Raw genomic sequence first — 13,756 nt, 5'->3', positions numbered from 1 at the left:
TTTATGGCCCGATCGCAGTGCGCCCACAGCAAGAACAAAGCAAGTCCGCGGAAGCCTCTCCGTAAGGATCTCCTGCTCGCACGTGGACCACTGTAACGGTGATAAATCCACGCCTTTTGCTATTGTAGTTGCTGGTATAACAGCCACACTGCACACGCACATAAATAAAGATAAAGAGCGACTAAAAACCATTGAGCATCTCCCTTAAAAATGGAGCCAAAAACGACCACATGAGTGCTGGAAAAAAGAAAATAAAAAGTGGGATCATCATCTTATAAGGTAAAGCCAAAAGTCTTTGTTCTGTCCGCATCCGAACTCTTTCGGCCACTTCTATCCTTAACGCCTCTAAATTTTGCGATATTGGATAACCTTGTAAACCGTACTCTAGTAAAGTGAACAGACTTATATTCTCCACATAATGAAATCTTTGGTGGATATGCCCCACCTCTTTGCCCGAGGAATACTCTTTATGCCACTCTTTAAGTGCCGCTTGAAGCGGACCTTTACTGACCTGAGTGGCATCTTGAATAGCATCTCTTAACGCTTTGCCTCTCTTTAGATCTGCAATCAACATCTCAAGCATATCTGTTGTGGTGGTGGTCTTCATAACTTCATCTGTGTGCAAGGAAGTGGTGGATGAGAGCACTCAATATTTTAAATGTCTGGTCATGATGGCCGAATTTAAATACGTTTATCGGCTAAAGATTGTTGTTGGAATAAAATATAGATTCCGACTCCGTACCACGCCGCTGTGATACCAAAGTCTTTTATGAAGAAGCTCCCATTGATGACATTCCAGACCTGCACGAGGGCATACAATAGACACAAAACTCCCATTTGAATCCAAACTGGCAACATGATGGCTTGTTTTTTTCTGTGATTTTTATCTTCAAGCAACCACTGATCATAAAAATTCTTGAGAGATTGGATTTGATATGACGTTTTTGTGCTGATTTGAAACAAATTTTCGTAAAAAGCATCCAGATTCTGGACGTCAAAACAGGACTTTTGTTCACGTAGTACGAATATTTTTTTAAAAATTTCATGATAAAAATCACTTGTTACACCTTTTTGAGCACCTAAAACCTTTTCAAAGGCATATCTAAACGACTTTCCCATACCCATGGTCATAATAAGTAGACTTAAAAATTGCGGAATGGATTCAAGAACTTTTTTTCTCTTTGCATGTTCCGAATATCGAATCCAAAAGTAATAACAGCAAATGTAGAGCAGGAGCAGAAGATAAAAGTTGTACGATTTTTTATTCCACTCATACAAAAAATTAAAAAGAAGCGTCAAAATTATGACCTCAACACAAATTACAAATCCATTTGTTATCTTTAAATTGTTTCGATAAATGAATTTACTCATCGACATTTTGAATTTTTGAAATCGCATTTTGGAATTTCGATCATTGTTCATGGAGGCTTTACTGCAAAAATCAAGCTCAAGTTAAATTTTTCTATTGACGATTAGAGTCAACGACTACAGAATTAAATTGTAGTCATAGGCAAGAACAACTTTAGGAGGTCATAATGGCAACAAAAAGAAAAGCAACTAAGAAGAAAGCTGCTAAGAAAACAACTAAGAAAAAAGTGACTAAGAAAAAAGCTACTAAGAAAGCTGCTGCTAAGAAAACAACTAAGAAAAAAGCTACTAAGAAAGCTGCTAAGAAAACAACTAGAAAAAAGAAGTAGTCTGATTTTTAGTCCAGCCGTAATGGCTTTGAGCCCCTGGGATACCAGGGGCTTTTTTGTTTTTAAGCTTAAGACATACGCTTCAAGTTGCATGAAAACTCTCTCTTTACCTAGGAATGTCTTAGCTCTCTCACCCTGTTATGAGGTCTGCCCTCTCTTGAAGTCAGGGTTTGTATTGAGCTCTAGAATCTCAACCTCCTATAACGCACCCCAATAGCCATGAGCAAGATTGCAGGTCCATCTATGTACTCTCCATACCCCCCAATTTTATCTATATTATATTGATAAAATAGAGGGCAAATGGTGACGTATTCCCCAAAAAACTATAATAATGATCTCAAAAATTTATATATTTTTTGGCCGTTTTGGCTGTTTCCAACCCATAAGGAGATGCTCCATGCATAAAAGAAAGAAAATTACTGTTGTAGGTGCAGGATTCGTAGGCTCAACTTGCGCTCATTGGGCAGCAAGCAAAGAGCTTGGGGATGTTGTTTTAGTAGATATTAACGAGGGATCAGCCAAGGGCAAGGCTTTAGACTTATTTGAAGCTTCACCGATTGAGGGTTTTGATTCTAAAGTGATTGGGACTTCTGATTATAATGACACAAAAGACTCTGATGTGGTCATCATCACAGCTGGACTTCCAAGAAAACCTGGTATGAGCCGTGACGATTTACTTTCTACTAACGCCAAGATCATGCGTACGGTGTGCGAAAACATCAAAAAGACTTCCCCCAATGCCGTTGTGATTGTCGTGAGCAATCCACTTGATGCTATGGCCTTTGTCGCTAAACAAGTGCTCGGCTTCCCCAAAGAACGAGTCATCGGTATGGCTGGAATCCTTGATAGTGCACGTTTTAAATCTTTTATTGCGGAAGAACTCAACGTATCTGTAAAAGACATTCAAGCTTTCGTGCTTGGTGGACACGGAGACACTATGGTTCCAATGCCAAGACACTGTGCTGTGGGTGGAGTGCCTTTAACAGAAATGTTACCTGCTGATAGAATCGAAGCTTTAGTAGATCGTACTCGTAAGGGTGGTGCTGAAATTGTGGCCTTACTCCAAACAGGGTCAGCATATTATGCCCCTTCTGCTAGTGCCGTTGAAATGGCTGAAGCCATTTTAAAAGATCAAAACCGTATTCTTCCTTGTGCCGCATATTTAACAGGCGAATATGGAGTCAAAGATCTCTTCGTAGGTGTTTTATGTCAGCTTAATGGTAAGGGACTCGCAAAAGTTGTTGAAATTGAACTTAACGAAACAGAAAGAAAAGGCCTCGACCATTCTGTTTCTGCCGTTAAAGAATTAGTAGATGCATTACAAAAGTTGGAGTTTTAATAGATGAATATTCATGAATATCAAGCCAAACAAGTTTTAAAATCTTATGGGACACCCATTTTAGATGGGGTGCTCGCCACCACACCTGCCGAAGCTCGCAAAGCGGCCGAAAAATTAGGTGGACCAGTGTGGGTAGTTAAAGCACAGATCCATGCTGGGGGACGTGGTAAAGCAGGTGGAGTGAAGCTTGCAAAATCCGTGGATGAAGTTGAGTCTTTAACAAAAGAAATGATTGGTAAAACTTTGGTGACACACCAAACGGGTCCAGAGGGCAAAGAGGTTCTTAAGGTTTACATCGAAAAGGGCTGTGACATTGCTAAAGAATACTATGTTGCAATTCTTGTAGATCGCCACAGCAGTAAAACTGTCATTATGGCTAGCTCTGAAGGTGGAATGGACATCGAAGAGGTTGCTGCTAAGACACCTGAAAAGATCCACACCGAGGTCATCGAACCTGTGACGGGATTAACCGCATTTCAATGTCGTAAGTTGGCATTTAAAATTGGTATGCAAGATAAAGTTGTCAACAAGGCTGTTAAGTCTTTTATGTCTTTATACCAAGCCTTTGTAGAAAAAGACGCTTCAATGGCCGAGATCAATCCTCTTGTAGAAACCAAACAAGGTGATGTGATCACATTGGATGCAAAAATGAACTTTGATTCCAATGCACTTTATCGTCACCCCGAGATTCTTGAGCTTCGTGATCTGACAGAAGAAGAACCTTCCGAAATTGAAGCCAGCAAATATGATCTCGCTTTTATTAAACTCGACGGAAACATTGGTTGTCTTGTGAACGGTGCGGGTCTTGCCATGTCGACTATGGACATCATCAAACTTAATGGCGGCGAGCCCGCAAACTTCTTAGATGTCGGTGGTGGTGCCAACAAAGAAAAAGTGACTGCGGCGTTTAAGATTATTCTTAATGACAAAAACGTAAAAGGCATCCTTGTAAATATCTTTGGTGGAATCATGAAGTGTGACATCATTGCCGAGGGCGTGATTGCGGCCACTCAACAGTTAGGACTCACAGTCCCTCTTGTGGTGAGACTTGCTGGAACCAATGTAGAAAAAGGGAAAGAGCTACTCGCAAATAGCGGGCTCAATATTATCCCTGCTGATGATCTCAACGATGCTGCACGCAAAATCGTAGAAGCTGTGAAAGGAAAATAGACGATGTCGATATTAGTGGATTCAAATACAAAAGTAATTTGCCAAGGTTTTACAGGCGCACAAGGTACTTTTCACTCTGAACAGGCTCTTGCTTATGGAACAAAAATGGTAGGAGGAGTAACTCCTGGAAAAGGTGGCACTACACATCTGGGCCTACCCGTTTTCAATACAGTAGAAGAAGCCGTAAAAGCAACTGGAGCCAATGCCTCTGTGATTTATGTGCCACCTCCATTTGCCGCAGATGCCATTATGGAAGCTGCAGATGCAGGTATTGAACTTATCATCTGTATCACTGAAGGTATTCCAGTGCTTGATATGGTGAAGGCGAAAGAATATCTCAAAGGACGCAACACTCGTCTTGTGGGACCTAACTGCCCAGGCGTGATCACCCCAGAACAATGCAAGATCGGCATTATGCCTGGTTACATTCATAACCCAGGCAAGATCGGTGTGGTTTCAAGATCTGGAACTTTAACGTATGAAGCTGTGGCTCAACTGTCAGCCGTAGGTATGGGCCAAAGTACATGTGTAGGTATCGGTGGCGATCCTGTTAATGGTACTAATTTTATTGATGTCCTAAAGCTGTTCAATGCTGACCCTGACACAGAAGGTGTCATTATGATCGGTGAAATTGGTGGTACCGCTGAAGAAGAGGCGGCAGAGTATATTAAAAATGAATTTAAAAAACCTGTGGCCGCTTTCATCGCTGGCTCTTCTGCACCTCCAGGAAAACGCATGGGCCACGCTGGTGCCATCATCAGTGGTGGACAAGGTACTGCTGAAGCCAAATTCGCCGCTCTTGAAGCCGCGGGATGTGTGATCGCAAGGTCTCCTGGCGACTTGGGTGTGGCCATGAAAGAGGCAATGACTAAAGGTAAAAAATAAGTTTCATAAATTTAAAACATAGGAGAAATACAAATGGAAAAAACGTTTAGCATCATCAAACCTAATGCTATCAAGAAAAATGTGATCGGTGACATCATTAAACAATTTGAAGACAACGGTCTACAGATCGCTGCCGCCAAACTTACAACTATTCCTCGTGCACAATGCGAAGAGTTTTATGCTGAACACAAAGAACGCCCTTTCTTTGGCGAACTTGTTGAGTTCATGACTTCTGGACCAGTGATGTTGATGGTTCTTAAAGGCGAAAATGCCATCATGAGAAACCGCGAAATCATGGGTGCGACAAACCCTGCGGATGCTGCGGAAGGGTCTATCAGAAAGAAACACGGTGATAGCGTTGGAGAAAATGCAGTTCACGGTAGTGATAGTGCTGCAAGTGCCGCAAGAGAAATTAAAATCTTCTTCAAAAACGAAGAGGTTGTGTTTTAATTTTTAGACTCTTTGATCTACAAAATACATTTAAAGGCCCTTCATGTTGAAGGGCCTTTTTATTTGTCCCAAAGGAAACCTCGCTTTGGAGTGTAAAAAAGTGAATTCGTCATCTCAAATATATTGCCTCTAATGCCCTTGGATATGGGAATTTTTACAAAGAAACTTACAATTTTGGGCACTTTCGTATATGACTGCTGAGTTATTAAAGGATTTAAAACCTTTTCTTTAAATCAGGAGGATTTATGACACAAAAACTTCTTGGACTCATGTGCGCCACATTGCTTTCGTTTAATGCCTTTGCAGATGCGGACCACGACCCTACCTTAGATGAGCCCGTTCAACTGTATGTTGATAAAAGTGTAACCACGAATGTCACAGTGGATGTGAACGTTCAACCCGCCTACACGCCTAACAATGTGGGTGTGCAATGGGCCAATAATGTGAATTACTACTATGACAATGGAGCACCCATTCCAAGATTTGGAAGCCTTGTGCCTGTTGTGATCAACGCCAACGCTCGTTTAGCAAGCCCCAATCTTACACCCATCACTGATCTGATGCAGTTTGTGCAGTATGAACTGAGTAAACAAGGTTACAATACGAACCTTGCACTTTATGGTGTACAAAGCATTCGTGTGAATGCCGTGTCTGACAATCCTAGAATTCAAAGCCAAGTGGCCCTAGCTAGTCAGAATCACCTGATTGCCTCTGCTTTTGTTTACAATTATCCGAACTCTGTCATTTTATATAATGCTGTAGGAAATATGAATCTGCTAAACTGGCCTCTTAATCTTTATTTTCAAGGTCAGATCAGATTGCAAAACATCACTGTGTTTCTTGCACCTCTTGTAAACACAAATCCTGGTGGCGGTTGGATGCCTTATCCTCCCCCTCACCACTACCCTCACGGTTATGTACAGCTAGGTAAAACTAAAATTTACGACAAAAGACCTGTTTCTCATAACTCACAAACAGTTATTTTTAGAAACTATGACCCTCGTAATGCTGTGATTTCATATCCTGGTCACCGTCAAATCGTGATTGATGTTGTTGGTAATAAGTTTGTGGCCACAAAAGTGAAAGTAGAATATTTAGACCGATATGGTTATGTGGACTCAATTGTTTTAAGTTCAAGAAAACAAACGGTACAAGATGGAAACTCTTTAGTATTTGACGTACCTCATGGTGTATCTGTGCGTGCAGTAACTGTGGATGGATACTCACCCAATATCAAAGGCAGTCGCGCCCGTGTGACTGTGGGTTTAAGGTAGACCGTATTTGGAAACTACTGCCATTGTCGATATTTTTGAAATCTCCTTTGATGGAGCCAAAGGTGTCGGCAAGCTGCCCGAGGGAAAAGTGATCTTTGTCCCTCGAACAGCACCAGGTGACACTGTTAAAGTTAGAATCACTCAAAACAAAAAAACTTTCTGTCAGGGAGAAGTCGTCGAGATCCTCACGCCTTCTCCTTTTCGTATTTTGCCTAAGTGTTCTATTTACGAAGAGTGTGGTGGTTGTCAGATTCAACACCTTCAGTACGAGGCACAAATCGCAGCAAAACAGGCTCTTCTTCAAAGATATATTGATAAGGTTTCACCTCAAACTCAATTGCTTGAGTTTGAAGTTTCTGAACAGATTTGGGAGTATCGCAATCGTCTTGAAGCCCACTTTAAAAACTCCCAATGGGGCTTTTACAAACGCCGCACCCACGATCTGGTCTTTACCAATTACTGCCATATTGCTAAACCTGCGCTCAATAAAGCCCTTAATGAATTGGACCTTAAAGAAGGGCATGTCCACGTGGCTGAAGCTCGCACGTCCCAACCCTCTGAACATACAACTTCTTTTGGGACAACAACCAATAAAGAACTCCATAGTGATATCCCACACGATAACAAAACAGATATGACTACTAATCTTAATGATGGTCCCAAGGTCCTTGTGGACTATGGACGTAAAAGAGGTTTGCAAGGGGTCTTTTCGCAGGTCAATGAAGGCGTAAATCAAAAGCTGAAGACCGCCGTGTCTGAACTTCTTAAAGCCTTAGAGTGGGACTGTGCCCTAGATTTATACGCGGGTTCTGGAAACTTTAGCTCTCTGATTGCGGCTATTTCCCCTCATCGTGATGTTCACAGCGTCGAACTCAGTCAAAATTTAGTGCAAGAAGGCCAGGCCCAACTTCGTACTTTTTCTAATATTCATTGGCACCAAATGCCTTGTGAAAAGTTTAACTTTAAGGTGCTTGGTAATCAGAAAACTCTTGTCATCTTAGATCCCCCAAGAACAGGGTGCGAAGCCCAGCTCTTGACCCAGCTTACAGACCACTCACAGATCCACGATCTTATTTATATCAGCTGTAATCCTCCTATTTTATTTCGAGACTTAAAAGTTTTAAGCCCCCACTTTTCACTGATGTCCTTACAAGGTTTTGATATGTTTCCTCAAACTATGCACTTTGAAGCCATCGCTGTTTTAAAACGCACAAACTGATGCGTTGCGTTTCTCTGCCTCATTCTGCTCTAGAATAGACACTGAACCCGACGATTGGCATTATATAGATATGAACCACTATACCCTTTTTATTTTTTGTATTTTTGTGTCTCTTACAGCCTGCCAGTCTGTAACTAAAACATCAGAGAAAAATAAGCTCAAAGCGGATTACCATATAGAACTTGCTGACAATCTCCTTAAAGCAGGAAAAAATCCTGCCGCAATTCAAGAGCTACAAAACGCCATCAACTTAGACCCCTCCAATGCACAAGCACACTATAAGATGGCGGTCTCTTTATATGAAAGACGGCGCACAGGGCAAGCTATCCACCATTTCAAAGAGAGTTTGACCTATGATCCTAAAGCCACAGCTGTGCGTTTAGATTTGGCACTCGTGTATTATGAAAATAAACTTTATGCTGAAGCTGCTGAACAGGCAAAGATTGCGGCAAACGATCTCACTTACCCTGATCCTGCAAGAAGCCACTACCTTCTTGGCATATCACTTATGGAGTTAAGCAAGAAGAACAAGGGGCTTCTATCTGGTGCTCGACGTTCTTTTATTTCCACCCTCAGTTACAACGCTAATCACTGTGGTGCTTTGTATAATCTTGGTCGTGTTTATAAGGCTGAGAAAAAAAACAAGCAGGCCTTTGTATTGCTTAAAAAATCATTAAACTACTGCTCTATGCGCGGAGACAAAGAACTTGCGCTCAACCAACTTATTCCTTTATCCAAAGAGTTAGGTCTGGTAAAGCAATGGCAGAGTTTTAATCAACTCAAAATCAAGTTGGCACAAAAACCACAAAACATGTAGGTTGATATGGATTCAGAAGGTTTCGGTTATAGTCTTAGAAAAGCACGAGAGCAACATGGGCTCTCTTTAAAACAAGTTGCCGTGGCGATTAAAATCAACGCCGCAGTAATTGAAAATATCGAAAAAGAAAATTTCGACCAACTACCTAAACCTGTTTTCACTCGTGGATTTGTAAAAACCTATTGCAAATATCTAGACCTTGACGAAGAAGTGATCTTAAAAAAATTTGATGATCAAACCAACTTCACAAATAACACGGCCAAACGAGCTGAAATTGAAGACGACACGACCGCAGGTAGGACCCCCTTCTTTTTACTTGTTTCAAAAACTCTCATTCCGCTTTTTATCATTGGAGCACTTATTGCCGCTGGTTACGGTGTTTTTCTTGTAACACAAAAATACCAGAATGAAGTGAGCGTTGTTAAGACCGATGACATCCAAGCTATTCATACTGCTAACGAGAACACCACAGACACTGAAGGGGCAGATACTCCTACTGCTATAGAAACTAAGTCTAATGCTGACAAAACCGATAAGTCTGTAAACACGGCTGCTAAAGCGCCTTCCACCACAACTTCTGCTGTTACTACTACACCCAACGTGAAGCCTGCCGAGTCCACAATACCTGAAGCTGAGATCACCCAAAGACTTACACTTGAGCCTTCAGCAAAAACATTGGTTCAAATTCAGATTGACGATGAAGAGGTTCAAAAGATCATTCTTCGCCCCGATGTGAACCGTACCTTCCAAGCCAAAAAACGAATTAAATTAAGCATTAGTGACGCTGGTGCAGTAAATATCATCTACAATAGAAAAGACTTAGGAGTGTTGGGCATATTAGGTCAATCCCTTGATCTGGAATTCCCTGATACTAAAACCAAGAAGCAATGAAGTATATTTATGTCTTTATTAGCATCGTTGCCTTCTACCTTTTTTATGGCTTCTTAATCAGTAAAATCGACCTCAATCCTACATCTACACAGACCACAATCACACAAGACATGCCCAGACTCTTTAATGACTATAAAGGGGTTATCAATGTCCATAGCAATCAAGGCGTCGGGCAAGGGAGTGTTCCAGAAATTCTTAAGGATGCCTATCTTTCTAAGTTGGATTTTATTATTTTTACAGAAAGTTTGGTCTACGAGAAGCCCATTGAGCCACCCTCTTATGCTGGTGGCCTTCTAGTACTTCATGGACGAGAGTATTCATATCTCAAATCCCGACTTATCTTATTAGACAACAGCCATGATTTTAGTAAAATCACGAGTGCGGCAGCTGCACAACTTTATATTTCAGACCTTTTAGAAAACCCTGGTAGTGCCTTCATTATTTTGAATCATCCCACAAAACCAGGCTATGAGTGGGGTGATGAAGTATCGGCTAATTTGAGCGCATTAGAAATCATTAACCTTCGTGCCAATTGGTCGGAAGCCTGGGATAAATCAAAGCTTAATTTTATAAGATCACTTTTGATTTACCCTTTTAACGCAGACTATGCTTTTCTTAATTTATTTCAGCACCCGACTGCAAATTTAAAATTGTGGAACAAACTCAATAAAACTCGCCCAACAGTGGGTTTACTTGGCAGCGATGCAAAATCCAAATTAAGAATCTACAAACATAAATATTTACGCTTTCCCAGTTATAAAAAGCTTTTCAGCTTAGGCTCTAACCATATCTTAATCAGAACTGAGCTTACAGGAAACACTCACAACGATAGTAAAAAAGTTTTTGATGGTATCACAAGTGGCTCCATGTACTTTTCTTTGGATTTTGTAGGTGATCCTGTTGGTTTCCAATTTTATGCCAAAAATAAAAGCCACATTTACCCCATGGGCTCGACTCTAAAGGCCAATCCAAATTTAGAGTTTTGCATCGACTTTCCCATCAATAATCAAAAAGTATCAGGGACTCTCTATCTTGACGGTCAAAAATATATGACCCTCAAAGAGGCAAAGTGCTTTAAGCCCACACAAACTGGATCATACAGTTTAATCATGACAAAACGAGTTAAACGCCCATGGCCCCTTAAAGCTTTTAAAATTCCATGGATTATCTCTAACTTCATTTATATCAACGAGTAATTCTAAGCCTGTCACAACAGAGTTTAACCTTAGATAGACGTCCATAAATGAAGCATCCTCCCCGTTGACACAGACTTCAGTGCTCATTTATACAAGCCCTTCGCTATCTTTACGGCCCCATCATCACGGCCGCAAAGCCTTACGTATCAAGCTTTTCAAGTGCATAGCCGCGCAAGGCGTTAGTTATGGCATTTCATTGCCGCTTCCACTTATAGATGGCAGATTTATTATATGAATTTTATAGCATTTGACTTAGAAACCACTGGAACACTGGCTGGCATTGATCGGATTGTTGAGGTTGGATTTGTCCGATTTGTAAATGGAAAACCACAAGACCGTTATGCGTGTTTAGTAGACCCTCAAATGCCTATTCCAACTGGAGCCTCTAGGGTGAATGGCATTACTGATGATATGGTTAAAGGTAAGCCCACAATTGAGACACTACTTGAGTCACTGACTACGTATTGTGGCAACGATATGCTTGTCGCTCATAATGCAACCTTTGATTTTCAGTTTCTACTGGCAGACTATAAAAAACATGAGTTTGCAGCTCCCACAGGAACAGTATTTGATACACTCCCACTTTCTAGAAAAATTTTTCCAGGACTGATGAACTACAAGCTTGCATCCATTGCCAAGCATCTGAATATTGAAACTGGAACACTACATAGAGCGGATGAAGACGCCGAGTATTGTGGACATGTTTTTAATAAGATTCTAACACGTCTATATGGAGAGGCTTCAACTCCTGACTGGCAAGATCTGATTCGTTTCTCGGGAAGGCCTGAGTTAAAATTTCCGATAATTGAAAAACAACTTAAGCAACTAGATCTTTTTTCAGTTTAGTCTGTAGATTTACTTTGAGCATCCGAAGTTTTATTTAACCCGCGAATTTCATTTAATAGTTCTTCTGCTTTTTCTCTGTCGCCACGGCGAACATTAGAGTACCCACCAAAAGGGGCAGCGGGAGGGCTGTTAATACTATTACCTTTCGTAATTCCTGCTTGATGTCCACTCGACAACGCTACAGCCTCAGTATCATCTTCGTTTGCATAAGCAAAACTTGAGATGCTCAACATGATAAGTAGTATTATTTTATTTATTAAATACATCTTTTCCTGCTTTTTTGAGGCTATATGCTAATGTCATTTGAGGCTGGACCAATGACCCTTAGAATATTGTTAAATACATTTGCCACCTGAGTCGCCACTTCTGCGCCTTGGCTACTCTTTACAGAGACCATTTGACCTTGTTGATCATAAACGACATCTATAGAACCTAGGCCAGGACGAGTCAACCGAGCAGGCTTCCCTGTTTGAGAGTTATAAGCAATATTCAACTGTTTGGCTGTGTGATCTACCACTTTTATAATTCTTCCTGCAGCATCATAGTGGAGTTCCGCCGATTCTCCCTTGCTATTCATGGCCTTCTTTAAATTACATGAAGGCTTATTGTACTGAAAAACTGTGGTGTCTTTTCTAGAAGCCACTTGTCTTTCCAGTAGATTCTCTTGCACCATTTTAGAAATCTTACTGCAAACACCATCATAAAAATACGTTGTACTCACTCTTTCATTTTTTTCTGTTTTAAGACTGCCATTGGCATAATAAGAATATGTGACAATCTCAGTGCCATCTTGTTTATATACTGGTCTACCAATTGTTTCATGGTATTTAATATCTGTAACCATACCATTGATTTCTGATCTTACACGAGCAAGATACTTTCCTGACTTATCCGCACGATCTTTGTGCCAAAATTCATATTTAGATTTATTTGTCACTTTACCATTACACATTTTAGTCACTTCAGACCAATAATGGTTTCTTGGATCGTCCTCTGAATCACGATAAAGATAGGTTTCTTTACAGCCCTTTTGGTCTTTAAAACCAACCACCCAATCTTTGTCCTTATCATACGCAATTTCTTTAGTCGTGTTATCTGGGTGAATGATCTTTACTAAGTTGTGCATATCATCATATAGATAAGAAAACCTACTTCCCCACGCGTTGTTCACAGTCGCAAGATCATGTGAACTGTAGGTATAACTCACAGCTTTCTTGGTAGGAGCTGAAATGATGGCACTCACTTTGCCGTTGGATTTATGGTATTTAAAACTGAGTCTACGGCTTTTATTGTCCACCACACTCACAATTTTATTGTTAGCGTATGTGATTTTAATGAAATTTAAACTCTTATCATACATTGCTACCAGTCGACCTTGGGAATCAAACCTTTGGAAAGTTCCATCAGAAAGTTTTCTCTTATAGGAATTGGCCTCAACTTCTACAACCTCGTTTTTACCAATAGCTTTATAGGATTTACCCTTAGTGATACTTCCTTTAAATCCAAGTTCGGTGGCAAAGGCCTCTCTGAGATAATTGTTGTTGATCAGTTCTTTTTTGAAGTTTTCAAAATAATTCTCTTTTAAGCTCGAATTTTTTTTATCTTCTCTCACTTTTTTTACAATTTTATCAATTAGGGCATTTCTTTGAGCCAAGTTATTGGAACCATCTTCAAAAACAGTTTCCATACCTCCACCACATTCGGTGACTTTAATGTTAGATTCTGGCGTGATTTCTAACTTAGTTTCAAAATCCGAACACCAACCAAAGCCAAATATTCCATCATGGATAGAACGGCTATTATAGGTCCTTGTAACTTTTAAGATGTAGCCAGGGCCACCCAAATCTAAGTCTGTCCATGTTTCTGAGTAGTTGGCATCTTTCATATCTACAATTGCCCATGCATTAAAAGAGCAAGTGATCGCCATTAGGGATGTCACCATTGCTGTTTTAAAATATTTTATGATCATGTT

General features: G+C 40.5%; 15 protein-coding genes. 11 read left to right on the top strand and 4 right to left on the bottom strand.

Annotated features, from left to right (window positions below; genetic code table 11):
* Positions 1–181: 181 nt before the first annotated feature.
* Complete coding sequence (locus M9899_01695) at positions 182–607, bottom strand: hypothetical protein (GenBank protein MCO5112867.1); 426 nt, start codon at positions 605–607, stop codon at positions 182–184.
* Between the two features lie 74 nt (positions 608–681).
* The gene (locus M9899_01690) at positions 682–1,119 is read right to left on the bottom strand and encodes a hypothetical protein (protein MCO5112866.1); all 438 of its coding nucleotides are present in this window, start codon (positions 1,117–1,119) and stop codon (positions 682–684) included.
* A gap of 416 nt (positions 1,120–1,535) precedes the next feature.
* Between M9899_01690 and M9899_01685 the strand changes: the two genes are divergently transcribed.
* The 11 genes from M9899_01685 to M9899_01635 all read left to right on the top strand — a co-directional run bounded on the left by M9899_01685 (position 1,536) and on the right by M9899_01635 (position 11,784).
* Positions 1,536–1,697, top strand: a complete 162-nt coding sequence (locus M9899_01685; GenBank protein ID MCO5112865.1) for a hypothetical protein — start codon at positions 1,536–1,538, stop codon at positions 1,695–1,697.
* A 397-nt stretch (positions 1,698–2,094) separates the two neighbouring features.
* Positions 2,095–3,036: a malate dehydrogenase gene (mdh, locus tag M9899_01680; GenBank protein MCO5112864.1), complete on the top strand. Its 942-nt coding sequence runs from the start codon at positions 2,095–2,097 to the stop codon at positions 3,034–3,036.
* Positions 3,037–3,039: 3 nt separating this feature from the next.
* Positions 3,040–4,206: an ADP-forming succinate--CoA ligase subunit beta gene (gene sucC, locus M9899_01675; GenBank protein MCO5112863.1), complete on the top strand. Its 1,167-nt coding sequence runs from the start codon at positions 3,040–3,042 to the stop codon at positions 4,204–4,206.
* Positions 4,207–4,209: 3 nt separating this feature from the next.
* Positions 4,210–5,091, top strand: coding sequence for a succinate--CoA ligase subunit alpha (gene sucD / locus M9899_01670; GenBank protein MCO5112862.1), 882 nt, complete (start codon positions 4,210–4,212; stop codon positions 5,089–5,091).
* 27 nt (positions 5,092–5,118) lie between these two features.
* Positions 5,119–5,541: a nucleoside-diphosphate kinase gene (gene ndk / locus M9899_01665; GenBank protein ID MCO5112861.1), complete on the top strand. Its 423-nt coding sequence runs from the start codon at positions 5,119–5,121 to the stop codon at positions 5,539–5,541.
* A gap of 245 nt (positions 5,542–5,786) precedes the next feature.
* Entirely contained in the window at positions 5,787–6,815 is a 1,029-nt protein-coding gene (locus M9899_01660) for a hypothetical protein (GenBank protein MCO5112860.1), read from the top strand.
* A gap of 7 nt (positions 6,816–6,822) precedes the next feature.
* Positions 6,823–8,034, top strand: a complete 1,212-nt coding sequence (locus M9899_01655) for a TRAM domain-containing protein (GenBank protein ID MCO5112859.1) — start codon at positions 6,823–6,825, stop codon at positions 8,032–8,034.
* A gap of 70 nt (positions 8,035–8,104) precedes the next feature.
* A complete protein-coding gene (locus M9899_01650; GenBank protein MCO5112858.1) occupies positions 8,105–8,851 on the top strand; it encodes a tetratricopeptide repeat protein in 747 nt (248 codons plus the stop codon).
* Positions 8,852–8,857: 6 nt separating this feature from the next.
* Complete coding sequence (locus M9899_01645; protein MCO5112857.1) at positions 8,858–9,742, top strand: helix-turn-helix domain-containing protein; 885 nt, start codon at positions 8,858–8,860, stop codon at positions 9,740–9,742.
* Positions 9,739–10,938, top strand: coding sequence for a hypothetical protein (locus M9899_01640; protein ID MCO5112856.1), 1,200 nt, complete (start codon positions 9,739–9,741; stop codon positions 10,936–10,938). The genes M9899_01645 and M9899_01640 overlap by 4 nt, the downstream gene beginning before the upstream one ends.
* 231 nt (positions 10,939–11,169) lie before the next feature.
* Positions 11,170–11,784: a 3'-5' exonuclease gene (locus M9899_01635; protein MCO5112855.1), complete on the top strand. Its 615-nt coding sequence runs from the start codon at positions 11,170–11,172 to the stop codon at positions 11,782–11,784.
* Here M9899_01635 and M9899_01630 read toward each other — a convergent pair.
* Together M9899_01630 and M9899_01625 are read right to left on the bottom strand one after the other, a co-directional pair.
* Entirely contained in the window at positions 11,781–12,050 is a 270-nt protein-coding gene (locus tag M9899_01630; GenBank protein ID MCO5112854.1) for a hypothetical protein, read from the bottom strand. The two genes, M9899_01635 and M9899_01630, sit on opposite strands and share 4 nt — an antisense overlap.
* Before the next feature lie 20 nt (positions 12,051–12,070).
* Positions 12,071–13,753 carry a DUF6531 domain-containing protein gene (locus tag M9899_01625; GenBank protein ID MCO5112853.1) on the bottom strand — a complete coding sequence of 561 codons (1,683 nt, stop codon included), beginning with the start codon at positions 13,751–13,753 and terminating at the stop codon, positions 12,071–12,073.
* Positions 13,754–13,756: the final 3 nt, after the last annotated feature.

It is taken from the genome of Pseudobdellovibrionaceae bacterium (assembly GCA_023954155.1).
Taxonomy (GTDB): domain Bacteria; phylum Bdellovibrionota; class Bdellovibrionia; order Bdellovibrionales; family UBA1609; genus JAMLIO01.
The sequence above is the reverse complement of the archived record's forward strand: the minus strand, read 5'-3'. Positions and strand labels throughout refer to the sequence as shown.

What these genes read in the sequence shown, in the direction of transcription:
- M9899_01640 (MCO5112856.1), top strand. Translation starts at nt 9,739, where the DNA reads ATGAAGTATATTTATGTCTTTATTAGCATCGTTGCCTTCTACCTTTTT.
- M9899_01695 (MCO5112867.1), bottom strand. Translation starts at nt 607, where the DNA reads ATGAAGACCACCACCACAACAGATATGCTTGAGATGTTGATTGCAGAT.
- M9899_01630 (MCO5112854.1), bottom strand. Translation starts at nt 12,050, where the DNA reads ATGTATTTAATAAATAAAATAATACTACTTATCATGTTGAGCATCTCA.
- M9899_01645 (MCO5112857.1), top strand. Translation starts at nt 8,858, where the DNA reads ATGGATTCAGAAGGTTTCGGTTATAGTCTTAGAAAAGCACGAGAGCAA.
- mdh (MCO5112864.1), top strand. Translation starts at nt 2,095, where the DNA reads ATGCATAAAAGAAAGAAAATTACTGTTGTAGGTGCAGGATTCGTAGGC.
- M9899_01690 (MCO5112866.1), bottom strand. Translation starts at nt 1,119, where the DNA reads ATGGGAAAGTCGTTTAGATATGCCTTTGAAAAGGTTTTAGGTGCTCAA.
- sucD (MCO5112862.1), top strand. Translation starts at nt 4,210, where the DNA reads ATGTCGATATTAGTGGATTCAAATACAAAAGTAATTTGCCAAGGTTTT.
- M9899_01625 (MCO5112853.1), bottom strand. Translation starts at nt 13,753, where the DNA reads ATGATCATAAAATATTTTAAAACAGCAATGGTGACATCCCTAATGGCG.
- M9899_01685 (MCO5112865.1), top strand. Translation starts at nt 1,536, where the DNA reads ATGGCAACAAAAAGAAAAGCAACTAAGAAGAAAGCTGCTAAGAAAACA.
- sucC (MCO5112863.1), top strand. Translation starts at nt 3,040, where the DNA reads ATGAATATTCATGAATATCAAGCCAAACAAGTTTTAAAATCTTATGGG.
- M9899_01635 (MCO5112855.1), top strand. Translation starts at nt 11,170, where the DNA reads ATGAATTTTATAGCATTTGACTTAGAAACCACTGGAACACTGGCTGGC.
- M9899_01650 (MCO5112858.1), top strand. Translation starts at nt 8,105, where the DNA reads ATGAACCACTATACCCTTTTTATTTTTTGTATTTTTGTGTCTCTTACA.
- M9899_01660 (MCO5112860.1), top strand. Translation starts at nt 5,787, where the DNA reads ATGACACAAAAACTTCTTGGACTCATGTGCGCCACATTGCTTTCGTTT.